This is a genomic window from Kitasatospora sp. NBC_00240 (genome assembly GCF_026342405.1).
Lineage (GTDB): Bacteria > Actinomycetota > Actinomycetes > Streptomycetales > Streptomycetaceae > Kitasatospora.
Window position 1 is genome coordinate 83,215 of the sequence record NZ_JAPEMU010000003.1, and the last position, 24,492, is coordinate 107,706.

Annotated in this window: 24 protein-coding genes and 2 pseudogenes; 6 read left to right on the top strand and 20 right to left on the bottom strand. The window is 69.6% G+C overall.

Annotated elements, in window-relative coordinates:
• Positions 1-10 precede the first annotated feature (10 nt).
• Both OG689_RS41955 and OG689_RS44975 read right to left on the bottom strand, forming a co-directional pair.
• Positions 11-625 (bottom strand): hypothetical protein, encoded by a 615-nt coding sequence (locus OG689_RS41955; protein ID WP_266321574.1) that lies wholly within the window; start codon positions 623-625, stop codon positions 11-13.
• 302 nt (positions 626-927) lie between these two features.
• Positions 928-1,755 (bottom strand): DUF4240 domain-containing protein, encoded by an 828-nt coding sequence (locus OG689_RS44975; RefSeq protein ID WP_323189307.1) that lies wholly within the window; start codon positions 1,753-1,755, stop codon positions 928-930.
• 370 nt (positions 1,756-2,125) lie between these two features.
• Here OG689_RS44975 and OG689_RS41970 point away from each other — a divergent pair, with 370 nt between their 5' ends.
• Positions 2,126-2,833, top strand: coding sequence for a hypothetical protein (locus OG689_RS41970; RefSeq protein ID WP_266328533.1), 708 nt, complete (start codon positions 2,126-2,128; stop codon positions 2,831-2,833).
• Between the two features lie 130 nt (positions 2,834-2,963).
• Here the strand turns inward: OG689_RS41970 and OG689_RS41975 are convergent, their stop codons facing one another.
• The 7 genes from OG689_RS41975 to OG689_RS42005 form a co-directional block, all read right to left on the bottom strand.
• Positions 2,964-3,707 carry a restriction endonuclease gene (locus OG689_RS41975; protein WP_266328535.1) on the bottom strand — a complete coding sequence of 248 codons (744 nt, stop codon included), beginning with the start codon at positions 3,705-3,707 and terminating at the stop codon, positions 2,964-2,966.
• Between the two features lie 97 nt (positions 3,708-3,804).
• Complete coding sequence (locus OG689_RS41980) at positions 3,805-4,464, bottom strand: restriction endonuclease (RefSeq protein WP_266328537.1); 660 nt, start codon at positions 4,462-4,464, stop codon at positions 3,805-3,807.
• A gap of 135 nt (positions 4,465-4,599) precedes the next feature.
• A complete protein-coding gene (locus tag OG689_RS41985; protein WP_266328539.1) occupies positions 4,600-5,283 on the bottom strand; it encodes a restriction endonuclease in 684 nt (227 codons plus the stop codon).
• Positions 5,283-5,480, bottom strand: coding sequence for a hypothetical protein (locus tag OG689_RS41990; protein ID WP_266328541.1), 198 nt, complete (start codon positions 5,478-5,480; stop codon positions 5,283-5,285). Before OG689_RS41990 ends, OG689_RS41985 begins: the two co-directional genes overlap by 1 nt.
• Before the next feature lie 495 nt (positions 5,481-5,975).
• Positions 5,976-6,170, bottom strand: a complete 195-nt coding sequence (locus tag OG689_RS41995; protein ID WP_266328543.1) for a hypothetical protein — start codon at positions 6,168-6,170, stop codon at positions 5,976-5,978.
• Positions 6,167-7,036 carry a hypothetical protein gene (locus OG689_RS42000; RefSeq protein WP_266328545.1) on the bottom strand — a complete coding sequence of 290 codons (870 nt, stop codon included), beginning with the start codon at positions 7,034-7,036 and terminating at the stop codon, positions 6,167-6,169. The genes OG689_RS41995 and OG689_RS42000 overlap by 4 nt, the downstream gene beginning before the upstream one ends.
• Before the next feature lie 612 nt (positions 7,037-7,648).
• Positions 7,649-8,515, bottom strand: a complete 867-nt coding sequence (locus OG689_RS42005; protein ID WP_266328547.1) for a hypothetical protein — start codon at positions 8,513-8,515, stop codon at positions 7,649-7,651.
• A 330-nt stretch (positions 8,516-8,845) separates the two neighbouring features.
• On the opposite strand from OG689_RS42005, the pseudogene OG689_RS42010 reads away from it, so the two are divergent.
• Positions 8,846-8,971 (top strand): annotated as a pseudogene (locus OG689_RS42010) (IS5/IS1182 family transposase); the annotation flags it as partial.
• Positions 8,972-9,036: 65 nt separating this feature from the next.
• Here OG689_RS42010 and OG689_RS42015 read toward each other — a convergent pair.
• Complete coding sequence (locus tag OG689_RS42015) at positions 9,037-11,745, bottom strand: hypothetical protein (RefSeq protein ID WP_266328549.1); 2,709 nt, start codon at positions 11,743-11,745, stop codon at positions 9,037-9,039.
• A 304-nt stretch (positions 11,746-12,049) separates the two neighbouring features.
• On the opposite strand from OG689_RS42015, the gene OG689_RS42020 reads away from it, so the two are divergent.
• A complete protein-coding gene (locus OG689_RS42020) occupies positions 12,050-13,363 on the top strand; it encodes a CHAT domain-containing protein (protein WP_266328551.1) in 1,314 nt (437 codons plus the stop codon).
• Positions 13,364-13,819: 456 nt separating this feature from the next.
• Positions 13,820-14,476, top strand: a complete 657-nt coding sequence (locus OG689_RS42025) for a hypothetical protein (RefSeq protein WP_266328553.1) — start codon at positions 13,820-13,822, stop codon at positions 14,474-14,476.
• 132 nt (positions 14,477-14,608) lie between these two features.
• Here the strand turns inward: OG689_RS42025 and OG689_RS42030 are convergent, their stop codons facing one another.
• The 3 genes and pseudogenes from OG689_RS42030 to OG689_RS42040 form a co-directional block, all read right to left on the bottom strand.
• A complete protein-coding gene (locus OG689_RS42030) occupies positions 14,609-15,145 on the bottom strand; it encodes an AAA family ATPase (protein ID WP_266328555.1) in 537 nt (178 codons plus the stop codon).
• Positions 15,146-15,637: 492 nt separating this feature from the next.
• Complete coding sequence (locus tag OG689_RS42035; RefSeq protein ID WP_266328557.1) at positions 15,638-16,564, bottom strand: hypothetical protein; 927 nt, start codon at positions 16,562-16,564, stop codon at positions 15,638-15,640.
• Between the two features lie 268 nt (positions 16,565-16,832).
• Positions 16,833-17,024, bottom strand: a pseudogene (locus OG689_RS42040) (kinase); the annotation flags it as partial.
• 230 nt (positions 17,025-17,254) lie between these two features.
• Between OG689_RS42040 and OG689_RS42045 the strand changes: the two are divergent.
• Positions 17,255-18,067, top strand: coding sequence for a GFA family protein (locus OG689_RS42045; protein ID WP_266328559.1), 813 nt, complete (start codon positions 17,255-17,257; stop codon positions 18,065-18,067).
• Positions 18,068-18,565: 498 nt separating this feature from the next.
• Complete coding sequence (locus tag OG689_RS42050) at positions 18,566-19,771, top strand: hypothetical protein (RefSeq protein WP_266328561.1); 1,206 nt, start codon at positions 18,566-18,568, stop codon at positions 19,769-19,771.
• Here the strand turns inward: OG689_RS42050 and OG689_RS42055 are convergent.
• From OG689_RS42055 to OG689_RS42085, 7 genes are all read right to left on the bottom strand, one after another.
• Positions 19,757-20,266 carry a hypothetical protein gene (locus OG689_RS42055; protein WP_266328562.1) on the bottom strand — a complete coding sequence of 170 codons (510 nt, stop codon included), beginning with the start codon at positions 20,264-20,266 and terminating at the stop codon, positions 19,757-19,759. The genes OG689_RS42050 and OG689_RS42055 overlap by 15 nt on opposite strands.
• Positions 20,267-20,593: 327 nt before the next feature.
• Positions 20,594-20,749, bottom strand: a complete 156-nt coding sequence (locus tag OG689_RS42060) for a hypothetical protein (RefSeq protein WP_266328564.1) — start codon at positions 20,747-20,749, stop codon at positions 20,594-20,596.
• A gap of 103 nt (positions 20,750-20,852) precedes the next feature.
• Positions 20,853-22,001, bottom strand: coding sequence for a hypothetical protein (locus tag OG689_RS42065; protein WP_266328566.1), 1,149 nt, complete (start codon positions 21,999-22,001; stop codon positions 20,853-20,855).
• Positions 22,002-22,109: 108 nt separating this feature from the next.
• Positions 22,110-22,586, bottom strand: coding sequence for a restriction endonuclease (locus OG689_RS42070; RefSeq protein ID WP_266328568.1), 477 nt, complete (start codon positions 22,584-22,586; stop codon positions 22,110-22,112).
• Positions 22,587-22,852: 266 nt separating this feature from the next.
• Entirely contained in the window at positions 22,853-23,536 is a 684-nt protein-coding gene (locus OG689_RS42075; RefSeq protein WP_266328570.1) for a restriction endonuclease, read from the bottom strand.
• Positions 23,536-23,736 carry a hypothetical protein gene (locus tag OG689_RS42080; RefSeq protein WP_266328572.1) on the bottom strand — a complete coding sequence of 67 codons (201 nt, stop codon included), beginning with the start codon at positions 23,734-23,736 and terminating at the stop codon, positions 23,536-23,538. The genes OG689_RS42075 and OG689_RS42080 overlap by 1 nt, the downstream gene beginning before the upstream one ends.
• Before the next feature lie 478 nt (positions 23,737-24,214).
• Entirely contained in the window at positions 24,215-24,484 is a 270-nt protein-coding gene (locus OG689_RS42085; protein ID WP_266328574.1) for a hypothetical protein, read from the bottom strand.
• Between the last annotated feature and the right edge of the window lie 8 nt (positions 24,485-24,492).

The following is a 24,492-nucleotide window of genomic DNA, read 5'->3' on the forward strand; positions in this document are numbered from 1 at the left end:
GGGCGCGTCGTCAGGCGGCCCCCTCCGCGTGCGGGCCCTCGGGACGGGCGATGGCGAACACGCCGACCGGACCCTCGACGACCCTGCCGGTCTTCACCAGCCGCTTGCAGGTCGAGCGGGTCGTCTCCTTCACAACCCGGCCCTCGGCGCCACTCACCGGCCGGCCCAGGGCCTCGGTGATATCCCTGACGCCCAGCGGACGCCCGGATGTGGCCAGAATCTGCAGGATCGCCTGCATCACCTCTCCGGACTTCACCGCTGAGGCAGCCTGGCCATCGCCGGGGACGGGTGACTTCCGGCGGGCGGCCACCTGGTCCGTGCCGGCCTGCCGGCCCGGCCGATCCGCTGGCCCGGCCTCGTCATCCTGAGCTGCCTTCGCCGAACCTGTTGCACTCGGCTCGCGGTCCTGCGCGGAACCCGCATCGCGGCCGGCGATCTCAGCGAGGGCCTCGGCGAGCTGGTCCCGGGCACTGTCAGCTTTAACCAACTCGACACGCAAAGAAGCGAGTTCGGCTTCCAGATCCGCCTGCCGCCGCCGCAGTCGCTCGCTCTTGGCCGTGTAGAAGTCAACGGCGGTCCGAAGCCCCGGGGCCGCAGCAGCCTCATCCGCTCCCACGGAACCCATGCGCCCTCCCGAGATGTCCTGACACACCAGTGCAACCGCAGACATCGTAGGGAATGCCAGACGTGTCAGGCAGGCAAACGCCCAACCACGTCTGGCACTTGGACTTGAAACGCGTCAGGCAACCCTTGGGCCGAGGGGGGAGACGGAGCAGACGGGCGAGTGGCTGGCGTGACTGGTGCCTGCGCGAGGCCGTCAGACCTCAGGCACAGCAGCTGGTCATCTATTCTGAGCTCCTGTTGCCCGGTCGACAGTCCCCTTCCGCCTGCCCGCGAGGTGATCACCGGCTCTGCGGCGGACGGTGCTCAGCCACGGAGCTCGGGCCAACCGTCCTTGTTCGAGCAGGACTCGTGGTCGTAGCGGGTCAGGCGGTCCCACTCCGTCCCGGTCACCTGCTCGAACGCCTCCTCGTGCACGTAGAGCAACTGCTCGCACTGCCGCGCCGTGAACGGTGCGAACCGCTCGGGATCGTAGAACACGCCCTCGTATGCGTCGCGGCCCGCAGCCACCACTGCGGCGCGTGTGTAGAGGAAGTGGTCGCTCGACTGCGGGAACGGCGAGCCGTCGGGCAGCACCGCCCCGAAGATCGGCAGGGTCCCGAACTGTTCCTGGTCCAAGCGGTAGAGTGCTTCGGAGAGACGCTCGCCGAAGCCGATGATCTGGCTCACCGGCTCGCACGAGAGAAGCTTGGTCAGGCGGGCGCAGCCCTCTTCGAGGTCCTGGCAGGTCTCGATGCCGGTGTCACCGCCGAGAACCTCGATGAGCTGCCAGAACCGCTCCCAGGTCATGATCGGGAGGCCGGGGTCGACGCCGTTGTTCAGTGGTGTCCTCGAATCGTTCACGACGTGATCACTGTCATCGTCCCCGTCGTCGAACGGCTCGTCGCTCCACCGGAACCAGGAATGACCGTCCTGGATATGGAGCAGGAACTCGGCCACGGGGCCCGAGGGCGAGACCAAGGACAGGGCCTTCGTGATCTCCCCGTAGACGCCCTCGAAGCCCTCCCAGTCCTCCGCGTCGGCCAGTGCCCCTGACCGGGCGAACAGCGGCTCAAACGCGGCGAAGGCCGGACCTGCGATGAAGCGCCCGCGAAGCCATGGAAAGTCGGTTTCCTCGATCACGATCTCGCCCACCGGCTCATCCTGGCCTACCAGACGCCAGACCTGGCCCTCGAAACCCATCGCACTCAGCCCCCGCAACCCGTTGCCGCCCTCTTCTGCTCGGCAGCATGGCATCCGGCTCTGACAGCCGACTCGGGAAACGATCACCAAGTAAACGGGAAGCGATCTTCAAGGACCCCGCCTGCTGCTGGTCAGCCCCACTCGTGAACACCCCTTACCGCAGCCCCAACGCCAGGCGCGTCGGCTCGGGCAACATCGTGCGCTCGTGGTCGTGTTGCGCTAGGCGCGCCCGGGAGCTCGTGGCGGTGGCTGTGGGTGCCGACCTGTCAGCGGGGCGGCGCATCATGTACCCGGAGGGCTGACGGGACGAAGGGGGTACGGGATGTCGACGGCGCGGGTGGGTGAGCGCTGGTGGGCGGCGGAGTTCGCCCAGCTGGTGACGGAACTGCGGGAAGGGCTGGTCCTGGAGGACCTGGCCCAGATCCACGGACGCTCCCCGAACGCGGTCCGAGCGGCGATGCTGCGACTGCTCCCCCACCAGGACGGTCTCAGGAGAGCCGACGCCGAGGCTCTGCTTCGCGCACGGCTGGCCGACGACGAACAGTACGACTGGGAGAGCGTGCTCCGTGCCAACCTCGCGCGTCACGGACAAACGTTTTGGAGCACCTCCGACGACCAGGTGCTGACCACCGCGTGGGAGCGCCGCGACGAACTGCCCGACCTTGCCGGCCGGCTGGGCGTCAGTGAGCTCGCCGTGGTGTGGCGGCTCCGGGAGCTCGGCCTGGCCGAGCGCATCGGCGAGGTGACGGAGCGGCTGGGCTGCGCGCCCGGTGGTGACGTCGAGCTGCGCGCCAAGATCGCAGCGGACTCCGCGGAGTGCACGGTTCACGTCCTGATCGCCGAGCTGCCTTCCGGGCAGTGGCACGTGAGCGTGCACGGCGGCGTACCCGAGGCCGAGGACGCCTTGGAGGATCTGCGCGAGGCATCACCGTCCGGGCAGGGCCTGGGCCGATGGCAGATCTCCTCCCGTCTGCCCGGCGCCTCCGGAGGCCGTGACCGGTGCGGTCCCGGTGCGAGCGACGGGCAGTAACGGGCCTGGCCGGGTCGCGGAGCCGCGGCCACTGACTCCCAGGGGCGGTCCGCTGGCATCGGTCAGCGGCCGCCTCCGGCTACCCCGGGGGAAAGTCCTCGGCTGTGGCGGCCGCCGACCGAACCGGGGTTCATCCCCGGGTGAGGTCGGCGGGGTGTCGTCGCGGGCGGGAGCCGTCGACCAGCTCCCACAACGGCTGGCCTCCGGCCGCCCACTGGTCGAGCTTGGCTGAGTCGATCAGGTGGACCCCGTAGGCCGCACCCCACTCCACGGCGTTCGCCGTGAACCGTCCGTTGGTCACCACGACGGCGAAGTGGGCACGGTGTACCGGGCCTGCGGTGCCCTTGACCTGCTGAAGCACGTGCACCCTGACCGTCGTGCCGCCCCGGCCCCTGCGACTGTGCTTGCACTGCACAGACCAGATGCGGCCGTCCGGGTCAACGCCCCGGACGTCGCAGGCGTTGTCGCCGGCCCCGCCGACCTGTTCGGCGGTGAACCCGTCGCGGCGCATCAGGTCACGCACCAGGATCTCGAACTGGCGGTGGTGGAGCCTGGCGATCTGGTCCAGGCCGAAGCGAAGACCGTGCCTTCGGACCCGCTCGTCCCACTTCTCGCGGTCCTGGACCCTGGCGAGCCACACGGCCGCGAGGAACGCCGCAGCGGCCACCGCGGTGTCGATCGCCCAGTGGACGTGGAAGAGCAGCCGTGTCACCGCGCCGTACACGGGGAGTGACAGCACAAAGCAGGAGACCACGGTCTTCTTCACGCGGGCCTTGCGTTCGGCCCTCTCACACTCCTCCTGCGCGGTGCGCGGCTTCCGGCGGGCCAGGGCCCGGCCCCTGGTGCGTGCAACGCTGAGGTTCTGGGACGGCATGCCATCTTCCCTTTCGTGACGCGGTCCCGATCGATGAGACCGGTCCGATCGCAGACGTTCGGTGGTGCGCCCGGCTCTCGGGTCGCCGCGCAGCTGCTCAGGTCAGCGGCAGTCGCCGCCCGATGACGGAGTAGAGGTGGTCGCCACCGGCCCAGCGGGCCAGCGCTCCGCGGTCGACCAGGCAGATGTCGTGGCGGTCGGCTAAGTCGCTCCCGGGGGCCGTGAATCCGTTGAGCCCGACGATGGTGGCCACATCGGCGCCGTGTTCCGGCCGGGCGGTCCCGTTGAAGGTCTGGATGTCCTTGGAGCCGACCGGGCGGCTGTACTGCTTGCACTGGAGGACGACCTTGCGTCCCTCGGAATCCCAGGCGGTGACGTCCGCTCCGAGGTCGCCGGCACCGCCGACGCGCCTGGCCCGGGTGAAGCCGTCACGGATGAGCAGCTCGGTACAGGCCTGCTCGAAACCGGTCGGGCTCATGGCGGCAAGCTGCGCGAGGCTGTAGGTGAGCGCCTGAGCGTCCTCCCAGGGCTCGTCATCACTGTCTTGGTAGTCGCCATCCGAGCTGAACAGCCCGATCAAGACCACGATCAGGAGCACCGCCACAGGGACGGCGATGAGCGCCGACCACCACGGGTGGTCGGTGATCCACCCCCACACGTCGTGAGTGACCCAGTGCCAGGCGTCGCCGGACAGCCAGCGCCAGAGCATCGTGCCGGCGACCCAGACGACCGCGCACCCGACCGCGATCTTCAACAAGGGGTCGAACGAACCGTCTTCCCTCACTGTGCCCCCTCCCGGACACCCGCGGGTGTCTTCATTTTGAACTCGAAAGTCGTCCTTCGGCTGTACGGCCGCAGCGGCTCCGGGACCGGCCCTGGCCCTGGCCGCCTCTCAGGCCGCCGACCGGCCGAAGGCCCTTCTCGGCGCGCGGGCCGGCAACCGGAGCAGGTCGCCCAGGGCCACGCCGTGCTCGGCCCAGGTCCGCAGCCGGTCACGGTCGACCCAGTGAATCTGGTGCTTGTCGCCCCAGGCCTTGGCGTCGCGGGTGAAGAAGCCGTTGGTGACGACCACGGCGATGTCGGCGCCGTGAGCGGGGCCGGCGGTGCCCTTGACCTGGTACATCACCTGGGATCCGACCTTCCCGCCGACTTTGGTGTGCTTGGCCTGCAGCACGATCCGCCCGCGCTGCGGGTCCTGGCCGATGACGTCTGCCGCCTGGTCGCCCTGCTGGCCGACCTGCCGGGCCGACCAGCCGTCGCGGATCAGCAGGTCCCGCAGCGCGAACTCGAACTCCTGGTCCGACAGTGCGTCGATCTCGGCCAGCGTCAACCGCAGCCGGGCGAGTCGTTGGGCGCGCCCGCGGCCAGCCCTGGCCCGGCGGAATCCGAGCACGGCGCCGCTCACGATCCCGGCCATCGCCAGAGCCGCCAGGACCGGCCAGCCGCCGAGCACGGCACGGCCGACCGCGACGGCCGCCTGCATCAGCCAGGCCGCCACCGCGACGGCGACGGCGACCGCCGCGATCTGCTCGGCGGTGCCGCGCGGTCTCCTCACCCGAAACCGGCGCCGTGCCATCACGGGGCCGCAGGGGCCGACGCCGACGGGGACGGGGTTGTCGGCGAGGTGGTGCTCGCATCGGCGAAGCCGACGAAGTGACCCCACAGCCAGACCGCGGCGATCGCGCCCGCGATCACCCAGCCGCTGGTCTTCTTCGCGCTCGGCCGCGGATTGCGGCGGATGTGGCTGCGGACGACGTGGTAGCCCTCAGGCATGGGATTCCCCTCCCCAACGGCGGTCCACCGTGCGCGGACCGTCTCGGAGATTGGTGTACCAGCGGCCTCCGACAGTCCCGGACGCTTCATCAAGAAGCGGCTCCACCAGTGGAGATGAACCAGCCACAACCGATTTCGAGCGTCGACAGAAGGTCACAATCGAACACTTAGGCACTGACCATCGGCAACGGTTCGATCACTGCGCGTACCCTGGCTGGCACGATGGGAGCGCCGGGATGCGGATTCCCGCCGGGATCGTGTGCCCCACGTGCAGCGATCCTTGCGGGAGCACCCCACTGCGGCACTTCCTGAGGGATGGCGCGTTCATGACGGTAGCGCCAGCGGACCGCCGATCCGGTTCCGCGCGCCGATGCGACGGCGCGCTGCGCGGGCGTACCCCTGCGTACGGCTGCACTGCCGCGAGCGCGGATGCCCCGGCAGGGGGACTACCGCGCGCCCGCGACCCGTCCAGCGCGTACCACTTCGGACGCGGCCTCAGACGAAGGGGTTCCAGCCCGTGGCCCAATAGGCGACGCCGCCGAGCACGGTCACCGCGACCCCCGAAACGGCGGCCGCGAAGCGCCCGTTGGCGAGGAGCCGGGGCCGTTCCTGAAGGACGACCTTCAGCCCACCGACCTTGAGGTCGAGATACGGGCGCGGACGGCGCGCCCGGGTCCGCACGACGCTCATCCGAGAACCCCTGCCAGCCGGCGCTCGATGACCTCGGCCACCTCCTGGACGCCCGCCTGACCGAGCAGCTCAAACATGCCTTTTGCCTCCCGCTCGCCAGCCGCGCGGAGCCGGGCCATGCAGGCGGCCACCTCCCGCCCGAAGGCCTCGTCGCCGGAAGGGTCGACCACACGGATCGTCCCCTTGAGGATTTCCTCGTCGAAGCCGCTGAGCGCATGCTCGACGATCAGGCGGACCAGCCCGTTCGGAATGTAGGCGGCCTCGGCGCTGCCCTCGCTCCTCAGCACGATCCGAGGCGGACCAGTCTTGGCGGACGGGGGTGGAGTCTCGGCGGTGCGGCCGGTCCGTACGGTCACCGCGACGCCGGCCGGGGCGTCGACGGTCAGGTTCCCGTCCGCGTCGGCCGTCACGGTCGCTCCCCCGACGACGGCTCGCTGTGCCGGGCCGCTCTCGGTGGTCACCGGCTCGGTCCTCGAGTAGAGCTCGCGCAGTGCCCCCAGCTCCATGACCTTCACGGGCGAGCGTTCCCCCCTCACCCACGTCACCGGCGACGGCTGGCCGACCAGCTGGGCGAACTCGGCGGAGGGCCGGCCGTGGAACTTGACGCGCTGGCGCCCGGACACGTTGGTGTCCTCGAAGTACTCCCAGACCTTGCCGTCGCCGCCTTCGACGGTGTCGTACGCACCGATGACCCTGCCGTGGGCGGTGCCGATGACCGCGGCAATGCGGTTCGGATCGAAGGCTGTGTGCCGGGTGCCGTCGCCCCGGCCTGCCAACCAGGCTCCCAGGATTCCGGTGGCGCGTTCCTCCAGGGGGCTGTCGCGGGCGTGCTTGGAGTTGGTGAAGAGAACCTGATCCAGCGTCATGAACGCTCCTCGGCAGTGCGCATGGGGTTGACGGCACTACCGTAGAGCATCTATCCGTAGCTATTGAGCTGAATAGTAGATATAGATGCGATCGCGGTCGGGAGCCCACTGCGCCGACCCCGGGGACCCGCGGACTGCCAACTCGCTGGAGCGGCCGTGGCTCCGGCCCGGCCGAGCGATTCCAATCGAAGGCCATCCCGCTGCCGCTGAAACACCCGCTCCGAGTTCCGGGAGTCGCCTGCCATGCGTGACGGCGCCGCAGATCCGAACACAGGACAGGAGCGCCCCCGTTCTGATTGGCGGGTCCGGCTCCGGGAAGCCGTCGCAGGCAGATGGATCTGGCGCGGCGCGTGGCCGCTGGGATGCCGTGCGAGGTGGCCTTCAACCGCCGATTCCACGGGTCACTGTCCGGCTCGGCCGCACTGCCGCGCAGAAGCGACCCGGCGCCCACCCCCGGGGCGACGCAGGTCCGGAGGACGGGGACCACACCGTCGAGGACCACCGGCCCATCGCGGCGGGTGGCCTCTGATGGTGGAGCACGGGTCACAGCCTCGCTGTTGGTGGCTGCCGTGCTCACCGTCTTCAGCGTGAACGTGCCGTAGCCGAAAGCCGCTACGCCTTGGAGTCGGCGGGCAGGCCTTCGGCAGAGTGAGCCGTCGGCGGAACCGCCTGGGCGGTGGCCGCCGCCCGGCGCGCGCTGTGGGAGGAGCGCGCCCGCTCGCCGGTCACCGTGCGGCAGTGCTCGCCCGGCAGGGCCTTGCAGTCCGGGCAGGCGACGGTACGCACTCGGGCTCGTTCACGGCGCAGCTTGATCTGGCCGAGGCGAAAGCGCTCATGGTTCCGTGCGGCGGCCGCCAAGCGGTGGGCGGTCGCTGCTGCCCGGTCGGTATCCCTGGCATGGTCGGGGCACATTCCGTCGGAGAGGACCTGCCCGCAGGGGTGGCCGCCGAACATCGTCGTGTCGCAGTACTGGATCATCTGCCAGGTGATGCTTTCGAACGGCGTGACTTCTGCTCGCCCGTCGGTGAGTTGGAACTGCGGAAAGCGGTGGCGCCGAGCAGCGGCATAGACGTCGGTGCCTTCGGCGTACGCGATCGACGGGTTCAGCCAGACGTGCTGGACGCCGCGGTCGTCCTCGGCTTCGAGTACGACCACCTGGTCCTCAGCGAGCTCGGCGGCGACCTCACGCAGCCGTCCCGGATCGGCATTCACCTCCAGCGCCAGAGCACGGTAGTCGACCGGGATCGCCGTGTCCCCCGAGACGCTGGTGGCCAGGTGCAGCAGCAGCCGCATCTCCATCGCGTCGTCGTAGCGCTCAAGCCACCGTCGGCCTGCCTTCCGCGCCTGGTCCTTCCTCCTCTGACGGGCCCGCATGCTGACTGCAGAGATCGCGCCGTAGCAGCTGCGGACCTGGGTCAGCGAGTTCCCGCAGGGGGCGTCGCTGATTGCGGTAACTGTGGCGAGGGGCTGGTCAGCCATGCGTGACCTTCTGTTCTGCGCTGCCGGCGGCCCGGCGCGGGGAAGCCCGGCACCGCGATCCTCTCCGACCCTGGCAGGCCCAGTCGATCGGAAACGGCCCAGCCAGGCGGAATTCACCCGGCTGTCGGCACCGGGTTGATGTTAACGGGACATCGGCGGCGAGCGGCGCGCCGAACGGCCCGGTACGGATGCCCCGCTCTCTCAGCACTTCGTCACCTGATCAAGTGGCCGTAAGTCCAACACGTCCAACACCGTCAGGCGGTGCGCCTGACTTGAAGCGGGCGGCCACCGGAGCCCTACGAGGGGCCCGGCACGCCGGGGCCTCGTAGTGTCGACGCCACCCCGCCGGTTCTCGAAGGAGTCGGCCACCTGCGCCGCGGACCCGACTCGCTCGTCGCCGACAGCGGTTACGACCACGACATCTACCGAGGGCAGGTTCACGCCCAAGGTATTGTCCGGCCATCGCGCACCGAGGCACCCGGCGGTCCGTAGTCCCGCCGGCCTGGGGCGGGCGTCAACACTTACTCTTCCATCTGCGCCCACTCGAAACGGTCAAGTGCGGCCCGCACCCAGTTGAGTTGCGCTGCTAGTTTCGGGCTGGCCTCGGCGAGCACTGAGAGGTCAGTTCGGGTCTCCAGCATCTGCGCCCACATGATTCCACGAGCCTGTTCGAGTAGTTCAATGCCCTGTTCGGGGAGGCCAGCCCGCACTGCACACGCTCCCGCGTCGCAAGCGATCCCCGATCGATCTGCGATCAACCGTTCCAAGCTGGTCTTGCCGACACCGCGCCAGGCGGCGAGTGGCAGCAGCCTCACCGCCGTCGCGTAGCCGTCGAGCGCACTCGGCGCCCTGCCGAGGAAGAACGCGAGGGCTCCCCAGCCCTCGGCTGCGGTAACCCGTGCGGACGCCTCGCCTGTGTGGGTGCCCGCTGCAGTTGACCAGGCCCGGATGGCTGCGTCCGCGTCCTGATGGCCGCCTCCCATCGCGAACCGCGACTGCAAAGCAGCTCCGAGGTTCACGAGCATCCCGACGCGGTCAGGATGGCCGTCAGGGAGGACCGAGATCCCTTCCTGGAACGCTGCGACCGCCTCATCCACGGAGCTCGGATCACCTGACTGGCCGAACCGCGCGCGCAGGGCGTTTCCCAAGCCTGACAGGAACGACGCGCGTTTCGGGCCTCGCATGGGAACAAGTTCGACAGCCTTGCGGCTGAGGTCGATGGCTTCGGCCAGGTCGTCAGCGTCTACCAGCGCGTCGGTCTCCTGGAGCAGCTGGTGCCTGGCCTGCAACGCAAGGCTCAAGTTCGACATCCGGCCGGCTAGTCTCGGGTCACCTGGCGCGGAGACCCGGCAGGCCTTCCGGCTCGCGTCGATGGCTTCGTTCAAGACGGCTGGCTCGGAGGTCTTCTCGAAGCGCACCCTCAGCATGATCCCCAGGTTGTTTAGCATTCCCGCCAGATTGGAGGCATCGGCGGCGGCTGCTTGCACTGCCTTTCGGCCTGCCGGGATGGCTTCCTCAAGGTCGTCGAGGTCCCGGACATACTCGTAGCGGGTCATGAGCGCCATCGCGAGGTTCGACCATGCTCGATTTGTTTCGGGGGCGCCGATCCGTGTCCGCTGAACACTGAGACGGGCGGTTTGGACTGCCTCAGTGAGATCGGCCCAGTCGCCGCCCTGATCGAACCGGATGCGCAGACGGTTGCTGAGATTGCACAGATACGCTGCCGCGTCCTCATGTCCAGGCGGGGTCAGCTTGATGGCCTGCTGGCCTAGTTCAATCGCCTGGTCGAGGTCGCTCTGGTCACCCGTGATCTCGAAGCGGGCCCGGAGCGCAACGGCGAGGCCCGAGAGCCGCTTCGCCCGAGCAGTAGAGCGGAGGGGGGTGGCATCGACGGCCTCCTGGCCTGCCCTGATTGCCTCCGTGAGCTCCGTGAGCTCCGTGAGCTCCGTGGGATCCTCGGTACGCTCGTGCCGTGTCAGCAATACGAGGCACAGATTCAACAGGGCAGCTGGGCGGTCGGAATGGGACTCGGGCAGTGTGCGGACAGCCGTCCGAAGTGAGTGTGCAGCCTCGTCGAGATCGGCCGGGTCTCCCAGGCGTTCGAAGCGCGCCAGAAGGACTGATCCGAGGTTAGCCAGCGGTGCCGCCCTGGCGCTCCCATCTGGGGCCTCCTGCACGGCCAGCCGGATCGTGCTGAGCGACTCCTCCAGATCCCTGCCCTCTCCCTTTCGGCTGTAGCGACTCATCAGCAGACTGGTGAGGTTCGACAAGAGCATCACCCGGACAGGGTCCGAATCGGAGACGGACCTCAGGGCGCAGCGCAAGACGTCCATGGCCTCTGCCAGATCGCCGAGTTCCCCAGTCGCGGCGGACCGGGCGTGTAACGCCCCGGACAGGTTCAGCAGCACCTCGGCGCGGTTGGGATGGCGCGGTGGAAGCGCCCGCTGCGCGCGTCGGCCGACCGCCACCGCGGCGTTGATGTCTGCGACGTCACCGCGGCTTTCATAGCGGGCGCTGAGTGCCAGGCCGAGATTGGTCAGATAGTTTGGCAGATTGGAGTGACAGGGTGGAGTTGCGGCAACGGCCTGGGCGGCAGCGTCGATCGCCTCGTCAAGGTCGGCGTCGCCGCTGGATTCCTCGGACCGCATAGATAGCGCAGCGCCCAGATTTGAAAGGGCCAATGCTCGGCCGGAGTGCCACCTGCTCGCGGATCGAATCGCTCCCCTGAGCAGCCCAATCGCCCGGTCAAGGTCGGCGTTACTCGGGTCGGACTGCAGGATCACGACTGCCTGACTCGTCGCTCTATCGAGACCGTCTTCTGGCTCTCGCGTGTCGCCCTGGACATGTAGCAGTTGCTGCACTGGAGGGGGCAGGAGGTCGGGCCTGCTCCGCCGCAAATGGACGAACAGATCCATTGCGGCTTCGAACTCGACATGACGCTCGTCCCCCGACAGGGCGAGATAGCGACACCAGTGGACGTAGGACAGCACGTGCAGCGCAGCGATGGCGACGGACCCATCGGAGGGGAACCCCTCCGATGTCGAACGCAGCCGATCGACCATCCCAACGGTGTCGTCGGCCAGCAATGGGGCCGAATCCCCGTCCACAACGAACGACCTAATTCGTTCGGACAGCAATGCAAGCAAGCGTTCGAGTAGTGCCCTGTCGCTGGGAGGATCCTGTCCGAGCACCACCCAGTCCCCTCTCACCGCGACGGTCGAGACCGTCACGATGGACCATTCGGGCTCATCCGCCCTAGGTAACCTTCTCTGTTCTTGGTCCCTTTAAGCAGCCTCATCCCAGTCCAGAGGAAGTCCTACCTTGGCTGCTCATGCTCTGGATACCGCCGCAATCGTCTTACAGCAGGCCCCGTAGGGCAATCTGGACACGAAGTAACTGTCCTCGTGCGTAGCATCTGCTGCGGGTTTCCAGCGATAGTCTGCATGCGCGGACTCCGCGTCGACAAGCCGGAGCAGACGGAGGGGGCATCCCGTGGCGGAGGCCGAGGGCCCGGCAGGGTTGGTGGATCGGCGCATGGCCCTCGCCCGCGAGTGGGACGACCTCGTGGAACAGGTACGGAAGCTGGAAGGATTCGAAGACTTCCTGCGCCCGCCCCGCCTCGACTCGCTGCTGCCGGTCGCGAGCGACGGCCCGGTCGTCGTTGTCAACGTCAGCCAGTGGTCCTGCGACGCCTTGATCGTGACCAAGGAAGGTGTGCGCAACCGAAAGTTGCCGGACCTGACCCTGGGCCAAGCGACTGAGCGGGCCGACACATATCTGCGTACGCTCCAGGATGCGGAGCGGGCGGGGCACGACCACCTGATGGCAAGAGACGCCGTGGACGCCGCCGCGACCCCGGCGGCCATCCGCGCCCAAGGCCTGGCCGCGGCCGCATTGATGAAGGCAGAGCACAGCACGGACGACATGCTCAGGTCCCTCCAGGGCTGGCTGTGGGACTGTATCGCTGAGCCGGTACTGGACGAATTGGGTCTGGATCAGGTCCCGCCCACCGGCACGCCGTGGCCACGGTTGTGGTGGTGCCCCACCGGACCGCTCACACTGCTGCCCGTGCACACAGCCGGACACCACGGTGAAGCGGCCGGTGATGGTGCCCCCCGCAGCGTGCTCGACCGTGTCGTGTCCTCGTACACGCCGACGCTTCGAGCGCTGCTGGAGGCACGGTCCGTTCGTGTATCGGCCGACCGCATGGCCAGGGACGGCGACACCTCACGCGCGGACTTCGGTGGAGCGGACGGCGACCGCATGCTCGTCGTCGCCGTGGGCGACGTCCCGGGACAGCCCCCGCTGTACAATGTAGCCGCCGAACGCGACGTGCTCACCGCGCTCTTTCCGCCCGGGCGACGGACGCTCCTGGAAGGGCCGGAAGCTACTCGGCGCGCTGTTGATGAGCAGCTCACGCGGCACCGGTGGGTGCACTTCAGTTGCCACGGCGACCAGGACCTCGCTGATCCGTCCCGCGGGGGCCTGCTCCTGTACGACGGGATGCTCACAATCTCCGACATCTCCGCGCGCCAGTTCCGGGGCGACTTCGCCGGCCTGTCCGCCTGCAAGACTGCCGTCGGCGGGATCAATCTGCCGGACGAGGCCGTCACACTGGCCGCCGCGCTGCATTACACCGGGTACCGGCATGTGGTCGCGGCCCTGTGGTCAGTGGACGACTCAACGGCGGCCCAGGTGTTCAGCGCGGTTTACGGCGAGATCACGAACGAGGGACGACTGCGGCCCGAGGCCGCCGCATCGGCCCTGCACAACGTCGTACGGGCCTTAAGGGACGAGGCGCCCGACGAACCCAGGATCTGGACCCCCTTCACTCACATCGGACCGTAGAGACGTCAGCTACAGAACGCACCCACCCTGCACGGAAGGATCGCTTATGTCCGACGGTTCTCCAGCGCCGGAACCGGCCGAGCCCGACCCGGCCCCGCCCACCGGGAACCCGGCCCCGGACTCCCCTGCAACGGATGCGTCGGAGCCCGAACCGTACGAGGAGATCACCGACTTGAGCTTCGCCACCGCGGCTGTCTCCTTCGAGGCACTGCCGACCCATGGTGGGGTGATCCTGCGAGGCAAGTGCCCCCGCTGCGCCGATCCAATGGAATTTCCCCACGTCGACCGCGTCTACCGAATGACGCTACGGGGACGGTCCACTGCGGGCCGGCGCTCCGGAGCCGAGCAAGACGTCGTGCACATGATCTGCACCTGCACGGCAGACCACCCCGGACGGCCGGAGGGACTCGACGGCTGCGGCGCGTACTGGAACGTCACGTTGGGACCCGAGCGACCGTGACCCTGAGCGTAAACCCGGGTCCCGCGGCCGACGCCGCCGACCGGCTGTCCGCACTCCAGGACTACCAGCTGGTCAAGAACTCACTCCCACGCGTGCGGGCCGCTGCCCTGGCCTGGCGCAACGGCGTCGGCGCCCTCCTGGTCGGCCTCATCGGCTTCGGATTGATCAAAGGGCGAACGGATGTCGGCGAACTGGCCTCACCCTACGACGCCATGGTCGGATTCCTCCTCCTGGCGGCCCTGGTGGCAGGAACCACAGCCGCTCTGCTGCTCCTGCGCGCCGCGCACGGCCGGCCCGCCGCTGTAGCCATCCGGGAGCACAAGGACTCTGGAGGTTCGGCGCTCGGGACCGACCACACCGAAGCCCTCCGCGCAGCCGACGCCCTCCTCCAGGGCGTCGTGCTCTCGCTGGCCTGTACAGCCCTGCTGGTCCTGGCCGTGGGCACGACCTGGTACGGGCCAGCCAAGAAGGACCCTCGAATCGAAGTCACCACGCCCACCGGCACCCGCTGCGGCGAGGTGGTCCGAATGACGGCGGGGCGGCTGACACTGAAGACCAACAGCGGTGAGATCACGGTGGACCTGGACAGCGCCGCCGGCATGCGGGCCGTCGACTCCTGCACGTCCACGACCGCGTCGCAGGGGAGCCAATGACTACTGCGAGACCCGTAACCTCGAAGCGCTGACGGAACGCGCCGTACCCGGAGTTGCACGGTCACCCTGCTGATCACCGGCGCGGTCTCGGCTGACGCCCCTGGTACCGGTGCGGCTCGCTTCCGCCAGACCTCAGGGGATCGGCCGCCAGCCGGGCGGCGTCAGCGCGGTGTCGTCCAGGATCCGCTGCACGCTGTCGGCCAGCCTGGACTCGCTCGGGATAATCCGTTCGGCGCCGTCCGGCAGAAGGTCCAGATGCCGATACCAACCGGCCATGTCTTCCGGCGAGAACTCGGTCGCCTGAGCGCGGGTCGCGTGCCGTCTGACCGTCTCGCGGTAGGGCACGTCGAGGTAGTACCGGTGGGAGCGGCCGCGGTGGTCGGCGCAGAGGGCGGCGAGCATCGCGTTGTAGTGGGCAGCCGCGAGAATGCCCTCGACGATGACGTGGTAGCCGTGGTCGAGGGAGTGGCGGGCCACCAAGTTGATCAGGCCGATGTTCGCCGCGCCCGGGGTGTCGCGCTCTCTGAGCACCGTGCGACGGATGTTGTCCTGAGCCACGACCGCGATGCCCCGGCCGTACCGAGCGCGGACACCGGCCGCGATGCTGCTCTTCCCGGACCCGCTGTTGCCCCGGATCACGATCAGTACGGTGTCCTGGCTTCCCGTCACCCGCGCCACGTTACCGGCCGCTCGCCGTGGGCCGGAGCGTCTCGCCACACACACGAACGTGTGACCCCTCCCGGGGCCGGCGCGCCTTCGGGGCGACGGGGCTCGGCGACGGGACCGCCGCAGCGCCGTGTGGCCAGCTGGGGCGCGTCGGCTGCTGCTCCCCTCAGCGAGCGCCGCAGTCAATGTCACCGACGCTCAGGCACCCCGGAAGACTGGGCAACTCGGTCATCTGAGGTCAGCCAATCCATGGATCCGGGGAGAATCAGCCCAGGCCCGACATCGCGGCGCTCCGTGCGTAGGTCCAGCAGGTGAGCACCGAAGATTCGGGCCGGTGCGTCGTGCCGTGGGGGGCTCGACCACCAAGCCGCAAACCAAGCTCGCGGCCGTATCGCCGCCCTTCGTCGAGCCCTGACGCGCCGCCGCACTGTGCGACGGCCCGTCAGCCGTGTACGCCCGAGCGCCCGGCCCAGGACGGTCGGCCGCTGGGCTCCCTCAGGCTGGCAGACTCCCAAGCACCTGGCGCAGGCGTGCGGCGATCTCCCGGTAAGGCAGGACGAAGTCCGCACCGCTCAGTTGCTCCGGGCTGGGGAGCTGGCGATACCGCAGGGGCAGGCGGGCGCTGGTGGCCCAGCCGAGAGGGCGAAGACCTGCCCGCTCCATGTCGCGGTCGACGCGCCCCAGGTAGGCACCGTCGACGGGCAACTCGCCGTGCGCCAGCCAGATCAGCCCGTCCAGTGTGATCGGCGGGAGGGGGAAGCCGAAGATGAAGGACAGGTAGCGCTCGCGCAGCACCGCGGCGCACTGCTCCGGGGTCAGCGGGGCACCGCGCTCCTCGTCGGTGCCGGGCACCGCGACGCGGCAGTCTGTGTGCGGGAACTCGTCCACCTCGGCGAGCACGACGGATGTCGTGGCCAATTCCCGGTCGGGGTAGGCCCAGCCGCGGTGCGGCAGGAGAACGACGACGTCGTGGGCCTGGCGGGCGGCAGCGGCCGCCTCGCGCACGGGTGTGCGGTCGCGCTGCGGCAGCCCGCGGTCGCTGCCGGGCCCGCGGAGCTCCCACAGGCAGGTCTGGTGCACCAGCGTGCCGGCCCCGGCAGGCTGCTCCCACAGCACCGTGGTCACCGGCTCCGGCGCGGTGACCGGCTCCAACCGTCGACGACGGCCGCGCGCAGCGACGTTGTAGCGCCAGGCGTCGTCGGCTTCCTCGAGCAGCAGGACGCGCAGCCCAGTGCGGGCCCACGCGGCGGTGATACCGCCGACCAGCTCGTAGAGGTGACCGGACTGCTGGGCGAGGAATCGCAGAACGGGGGCGCGCTTGGATGCTGCGGCCTGGCGGGCGCGCAGGGCGGTGGTGTACTTCGTGCCGTCGTTGGTGTCCTGGCGGGCGGCCTGGGCGGCCGTGGTCTGGTTCTTCGGCATGGCGTAGTCTCCCGCCGGCTCGGGCCACGCCCCCGGTGCCGGCTCGTACGACTGCCGCTCGAAGATGGGTGGTGGAACTCGCGGGCCTCAAAAGACCTTGACCACGATCCCCGGGCTGGCGTGGAACCCCGGAGGTGGTGGTGAGCGGCATTACGCGTCTAGCCGTGGTGGACGGTAGTCCAAGCGGGCACAGCGGCCGCGGCGACACCGCCGACGATCCCACGATCGGGTGACCACCTGTCGGACCGGGTCACCCTTCCGCCCGGGTCAGGCCGATGTTCGCCGCACCCGGGGTGTCGCGCTCCCTGATTACCGTGCGACGGATGTTGTCCTGAGCCACGACCGCGATACCCCGGCCGTACCGAGCGCGGACGCCGGCCGCGATGCTGCTCTTCCCGGACCCACTGTTGCCCCGGATCACGATCAGTATGGTGTCCTGGCTTCCCGTCACCCGCGCCACGCAACGACGACGGGAGCACCACAGCGCCGCTTGGCAAGCCGGGGCCCGTCGGCTGCTGTCTGCCTCGCGAACGCCGCAGCCCATGTCACCAACGCTGAAGCACCCCGGCTGCGGCATACCGAAGAAACGACCGAAGACCGCGCCGCCGATCGAAAACGGGGACTTCGCGCGGGCTCGCCCGGAATCTCCCGGGTTGAACGAGCGATTCGAACAGCATCATCATCGGCCGGGTGAACGACACCTGGAGTGCAATCAACTCACTTGCCAGTCAGCTCGATTCGCAGTCCCGCCATGGCAGCGACCAGCGGCTGCTCGTGGCGACCGTAAAGCTGCAGGAGGAGGTGGGCGAGGTCGCCGAGGCGGTGATCGGTGTGCTGGGTGAGAACCTGCGAAAGGGCCGGTCCCACACCATGGACCACGTCCGGGCCGAGGCCTGCGACGTCGCGGTGACCGCTCTGATCCTCCTCGCCCGAACCGGCTGCAACACAGAGCAGGTCTTCAGCGAGCACCTGCGCCATCTCACCGCCCGCTCTGCTGCAGGAACGGCGGCGCCGACGGCGGACCTGGCTGTAGAGCCCCAGATCAACGTACTCGGCGCCCCGGTGCCGGGAGATGATCGGATGCGCGCGACCCTCGCCCCTTCCGTCCGCACCGGCGGCTGTCTGTGCGGACAGATCCGGTTCGAGGTCACCGGCGAGCCGGACTACCCCCACACGTGCAGCTGCTCGCATTGCAAGGCGCTGTCGGGCGCTCCGATGATGACCTGGGTGTCCTTCAAGCTGGACGGCTTCAGTTGGACGGGCCCGGGCGACGAGCCGTCGTGGCACTACACGTGGCCGGACTCCAGGCGCGGGTTCTGCCCGAGCTGCGGCAGCCAGCTGTGTGCCCAGGACGACGGCGCCGACAGCATCGCGCTTACCTTCTTCGCTTTGGGCAACCCGACCGGCCTCGTTCCGGTCAACCAGTCCTTCCGCGACGACGCGGTCAGTTGGTTGCCCCAGGTTCCCGACACCCAGCACAGCACTGTCGCCACTGTCGCTTGAGTCTCCCGGTGAGTGGTACGCCACCACACCTCCCGCCCCTCAGGCAGGGCCCGGAGGAAGCAGGTGTGCCGACCGTTGCAACGCAGCCGGTCACCGAGAAAGAGGCGGTCAGCTGTCGCTGCTGGCCATCCAGGCAAGCGACCGAGTCTGACGTGCACACCCCGGCGGCTCGGGGACCCACCGGCTCCTCGCCCGGCAGGTGACCGCAAGCCGGTGGGCGCCGCTCGGGTCATGGCGCGTTGATCAACCTGCTCAAGAGCCGTGCCGCCGCGGTGGAACCTACTTGATCAAGCCGTTGGGCGCTCCAGTCGGCAGTACAGCCGGTACGTCTCGGCCGGGCGGGGCGACCCTGGCGGGCATCTTCCGAGGCGTCCTCGCACCCGGTGTCAGTCCGGCACCGTAGAGTTCGCGCGTCCCCTGGGGAGGGGCCAGCACTGTAAAGGGGTGGGGACATTGGTCTCGGGACGCCGGGTTGACCCCGATGAGGCTCGGCAGCTGATGATCAGGAACAGCCTGAAGCCGAAGACTCCGTTCACCAAGGCCACGGACCGCTGGCCGAGCACCTGCGCTCGCTGTGGGGCCGATGTCTCACCGACCTACGACAGCATCGCCACCAAGGCCCGCAAGCACGGCGACTCTCCCCGGGGCTGCCGGCCGTGCGCCGACCGCGACCTGGCCGAGGCCAACAAGCTGGACGAGGCCGAACTGCTCGCGTCCATCGTTGCGGCCAACATCGAGCCGCTCGAGCCGTACCGGAACAACAGCACTCCCTGGAAATGCCGCTGCCTCAACCAGGGCTGCCCCCGCAAGGGCAAGCCGATCAAGGTGACGATGAAGACCGTGCGTCGCGGAGGCATGGCGTGCAAGTACTGCGCCCGGCACGAGATCCATCCCGACGACGCGTTCGAGATGATGCTCGAGCTGGGGCAGGTCAGGCCGACGGCGCCGTACCCGGGCGTCGACCAGCCGTGGCCCGGCGACTGCCTGCGCTGCGGCAGTCGAGTGTCGCCGCGCCTGCACGACGTGAAGAACGGCGGCCAGGGCGCGTGCCAGGACTGCGCGCCGAACACTCCGCTGACCCCGGCCCAGGCTTGGGACCGTGCCGTCTCCTACCGGGTACTGCCGAACGACAAGGCGGCCTTCCGGAACACCAACACGCCATGGGAGGGCACCTGCATGGACTGCCTCGCCCCGGTGAGCCCGTCCCTGGGCAACCTTTACCGGGGCCAGGGCGCGTGCAACGCGTGCAAGCGGACCGGCTTCAACGACCAGAAGCCCGCCGTCGTCTACCTCCTGCACCGCAGTGCGGAGCCCGCGATGGCGAAGATCGGCATCTGCGAGGACGCCCCGCACAACACTCGACTCAAGCTCCACCGGGGCAACGACTGGGAGGTGGCGTACACGCTGCCGTTCATGGTGGGTCTGCACGCCCGCCTCGTCGAGTCGGCCATCAAGCGTCTGTGGTTCAAGGAACGCGGCTGGGAGGACGGCCGTGCGAGGGGAGAAGCCCGGTTCGACGGCTACACCGAGACCGTGGTCCTTCACGACTTGGGCCGCGCCGAGCCCTGGGAGCAGCTGACCGCCATGGCCTTGTGGACAGATGTCCTCATCCAGGCCGGACTTCTGGGCTTTGCCCCCGACGAAGCCCAACTGTCGCCCGCGCCGGCGATCACCGCGGGCCAGGCCGGATCAGCCGCGGTGTAGCGGCGGCCGGTTCTCCTGCCGCATCGGTCCAAAGCCGCCGCCGTGGGCGGCCCGCATGTGTTCGCACTGGTGAGTTTCGATCGTGAAGGCCGCGCCGGTGGCCTTGGCCATGACCAGGAAGAACCGCTTGCCGAAGTCGGACTGCGGGCTGGTCGTCCAGGAGTGGGACCCGCAGTCGCGCATCGCGCGCAGCATCATGCGAGTTCCGTAGCCGCGGCGCTGCCAGCTGTCCGATACCCGGATCTTGGCGACGAGCCCGAGCTGGCACTCGTCGCAGGTCTTGAAGGTCAGGCCCGCGAAGTCGTAGCCGGTCGGGTCGAGTACCTGTATCTGCTGCCAGCCGCCCTCGGTGGCTGGAGGCATGTAGATCCACCGCTCCGGCTCGGCAGTCACAGTGCGGCCGGCCGGTTCGGCGCCGTCGGCCTGGTCGTGCCAGTTGGCCCGGCTGGTGAAGGCCGCGCGTAGGCGGGACAGCAGGCCGCGCCGCTCACCCATGGACAGCTCCCTAGTCGGTCAAAGAGTGCGTGCTCCGCTCACTGAGGTGTCGGTCACGATCCACATCGTCCCACTGGTGGCGGTCAGGGCGGAGGCCCCTGGACGATTGCCGGGCCGCAGTTCGCAGCACCGGTGACGGGTAGGCGCAAGGGCCGCGCGGTGGCGGCGGCATATTCTGGAGGTGGTGGCGGGACCGCGCTTCGGAGCCATTCACGCGGACCCGAGAACCGGTCCAACAGGGTGTTGAGCGACCCCTGGTCGGGGACTTCCTGGAGTCCCCGACACTGTTGAAATTACTGGTCAGGGGCTTGTGCGGCCAAAATCGGCTCAGGCCGAGGTGCCGGGCTGGACCGAGTACGACTCGTCGCAGACCACGAGGTCGCTGAGCCGCTGTCCGGTCGCCCGGTGCCTGAGGATCGGCAGCAGGTCATCGTCGGCGAACCGGCCGGCGGTGGCCCAGGTAGAGGTCGACCTCGCCGGCACCGACCAGGGCGGCGAGTTCGAGCTGGCCGCCCACCCCCCAGTCTCGGGCCGGCCGCCTGCCCGCCGGACTGCTCCTGCGGCAGCCCGGCGGTCAGGCGGCCGGTCATCCGACCAGGCTGTAGAGACGGCCGCGGGTCTTGGCCTTCTCTGTGTTCATCTCGGCGACCTTGTTCCATGCGGCGGCGGACTGCTTGCCGCGGCGGATCCAGTACCAGTGCTCGTTGATCCAGTCCCGGTGGGTGATCGACCACAAGGCCCAGGCCAGGTTCTCGCGCATGGGCTTGGTGAGTTTGCGGCCGACGGCGATGCGTTCACGGACGTCGATGTGCTGGAGGGGACCGAGGTACTGGCAGGCGGTGAGCAGGTCCTCGTCCGTCAGCACGGTCTCGGCGGGGATCTCCCCGCTGGCCCGCAGCCGTTCGGCGACATCGCGTACCTGGTCGGGCGCGGGGAGGTCGGCCGCCGAGAGGCGGGACAGGAGGAACGAGTGCGCGTCGATGTGGGTGGGGTGCAGGATCCGACCGCCGCGGAACCGCTCCCGCCACTCGGCTGCTTCCACCTGGCGTCGTTGTCCGGTGAGTTCGGCGATGGCCTGTTCGTCCAGCGGGCCGCTGCCGCCGCTGGTCCTGTCGCGGGCGCCCCGCGCGCTTGACCCCCAGGCCAGCGTGCGGGAGGTGAGCATGTGCTGCCACAGCCGGGCGATCAGCACGGCGTCGTCACGCGGGTCGGCGTCGTGCCGGTTGGGCGAGCCCAGGTCACCCAGGCCTCGGACCCACTGCGGGTAACGGATCTTGGAGACGACGCCGAGGTTGGCGGTGACCAGAGCGGACAGGTTGCACCCGCCGGGGTACTGCTTCCCACGCAGGCGGTGAGCGAGCGCGAGGGTGTCCACGGTGCGCGCCAGAAGCCCGTCCGGGATTTCGGTGACCATCGCCGCCGAGCGCAGGTCGCTGGTGAGCACCCCGTGTCCGACCACCAGCCGGGCCGGCCGCAGCGCCCTGATCCACGCGCTGGCCGGCCGGGTGCCTTCGATCACCTCGTCGCCGGTGAAGGCCAGCTCGCTCCCGTCCCATTCGGCGTGGACCAGGCCGACGCGGCCGATGACCCAGCCCTCGGGTGGCGCGGGCGCCACCCCCTTGCCGTGCGCCCGGGATCCGCGCTCGTAGTCGACGTCGCAGAAGACCACGGGCACCGGCCGCCCGCGGCGTACCCCGTCCGCCCGTTCCCGGCGCAGTCGTGCCGCCTTACCCATCAGCCACTCCTTGTGTCGATCCGACTACACAGAGGATTGTGGCGCGGCGGACTGACACACCGGCCCGGCTGAGGGCGCCAACCTCGGCCGGGCCGCGCGATGGCAGGCTCACGCGGCAGCGCGGTCCTCATCGAGGTCCGCGTCGAGTGCGTCGTACAGGTGGGCGCCGTGGGCCCACCTCTTCAGGGTCCGCCGGCCCACCAGCGCCAGGTCCTGGTGGTCGCCCAGTGCCCTGGCGTGCGCCGTGAAGCCGTTGAGACCGACCATGACGGGTACCTCGGCGTGGTGCACGGGCCGGGCGGTGCCGTTGAACATCTGCACGTCCGGGGAGCCGACCGGCTTGGCGTAGTGCTTGCACTGCACGACGACCTTGCGGCCGAGGTGGTCGTAGGCGATGACGTCCGCGCCGAGGTCGCCGCGGCGCCCGGAGTGCTCGACCCGGGTGAAACCGGCCCCGGGCGAGCAGGGCGGCGCACGCCTTCTCGAACTCGGTCGGATGCATCGCGTCCAGGTGGCGCATCCGGTAGACCGGGCCTGCCAGTTCCTCCTCCTGGTCCTCGTCGTCGAAGTCGTCGTAGTGGACATACCCGCGCGGAGTGAAGAGCCTGACCAGCAGGACGGCGGCGAGTACGACCGGGCTGGCGATGAACGCCGACCACCAGGGGTGGCCGGCGATCCAGCCCCACACGTCCGCGCTGAGCCAGTGCCAGAACGTGGTGGACAGCCACTGCCAGAACACCTTGGCGGCGGCCACGGCCAGCACCGCCCCGGCGAGGAACTTCAGCAGCGGATCGAACGTGCCGTCGTCGCGCACGGCGGCCCTCCTTGTCTCGTCGGTGGGGCGAAGCGGGTCAGGCAGCCGGTCGGCCGAGCCCGCGCCTGGACGTGCGGGCCGGCAGCCGCAGCAGGTCGTGGAGGGCGACGCCGTGCTCGGCCCACAGGCGGAGCCGGTCACGGTCGACCCAGTGCACGTGGTGCTTGTCGCCCCACGCCTTGGCGTCGCGGGTGAAGGAGCCGTTGGTGACCACGGCCGCGATGTCGGCACCGTGCGCGGGACCGGCGGTCCCCTTGACCTGGTACATCACCTGGGAGCCGACCTTCGCGCCGACCTTGGTGTGCTTGGCCTGGAGCACGATCCGACCCAGGGCGGGGTGCTGGCCGATCACGTCGGCGGCCTGATCGCCCTGCTGGCCTACCTTCCGGGCGCTCCAGCCGTCGCGGACCAGCAGGTCCCGCAGCGCGAACTCGAACTCCTGGTCCCCGAGGGCGTCGATGCCGGCCAGGCTGAGCCGCAACGTCGCCAGCCGCTCGGCCCGCACCCGGGCCGCGGCATGGCGCCGCACCCACCAGGCCGCCGCGCCGACAGCGGCCACGCCCGCGAGCGCCGCCAGGACCGGCCAGTTACGGGCGGCGGTACGGGCCGCGGCCGCGGCCGCCTGGGCGAGCCAGACGAGCGCTGCGAGGGCAACGGCTGCGGCCGCGAGGAGTTCGGTGGCGCCTCGCGGCCGACGCAGCCGGCGCCGCCTGCGGGCCATCAGCGCGCCGCGGGGGCGGAGGCGGGCGCCGGCGTGCTCGGCGTGGTCGTGCTGGTGTCGCTGAAGCCGATGAAGTGCCCCCACAGCCACACCAGCGCGCAGATCCCGGCGATCGTCCAGCCGCTCATCTTCTTCGCGCTCGGGCGCGGGTTGCGGCGGATGTGGCTGCGGACGACGTGGTATCCCTCGGGTACCGGCATCGGACTGTTCCCCTCCCGTCGGCGGACCGCACCGCGCGGCCCGTCTGGCCATTGATGTATCAGCGCCCCACGACAGGAACTGGCAGATCATCAACACGCGATCACCGGACCGGGCGTGTTCCGGACATCGCGCCGCGGCGGGTTGCCTACAGTCGTGGATCCGCGCACCGACCATGACCTTGCGTGATCGAACGAACCCATGGAGCGAACGGTCGAAGGCGTGCGCGCGGTTCGGCTGACCGGGGGCCGGCAGGCATGTCCTGGCCTGCGGTGATGTCGGGCAGCCTTGGCCCGGGGCGACCTGGTCATGGATATGGCGAGAACTGGCGGCGTACTCCGGTGGTGCGGGCTGGAGTTGCTCGCGCCGGATCCGCCGGTGTCGCAACGAGCGGGAGGACGCCAGCGCGCTGGACGACTTCTACGAGCAGTTCGACATCCCCGAAGGGGAAGGCGAGGAGATCATCGCGCCTGTTTCGTTCTAGCCGAACACCCGCGCGGGCGGGCGCCAGGTGTCGACCAGATGCTGGCGCTCCTCCGCCCACCAGGCGGGTGTCCTCGGCGAGGGTGACCGGCCGCAGGCCCAGCTGCCGGCCGCCGATCCGGCCGCCGTGCCGCTCCAGGTGGGCGAGCACCCGGCAGCCTCAGTGTGGCGGACCTGCGACAGGGACTTCCAGGCGCCAGCCGCGAAGTGTTCGGCGCGGCAGCGGACGTCGTCCTGGACACCCCGGCGCCACTTGAAGTGGTGCACGACGATCG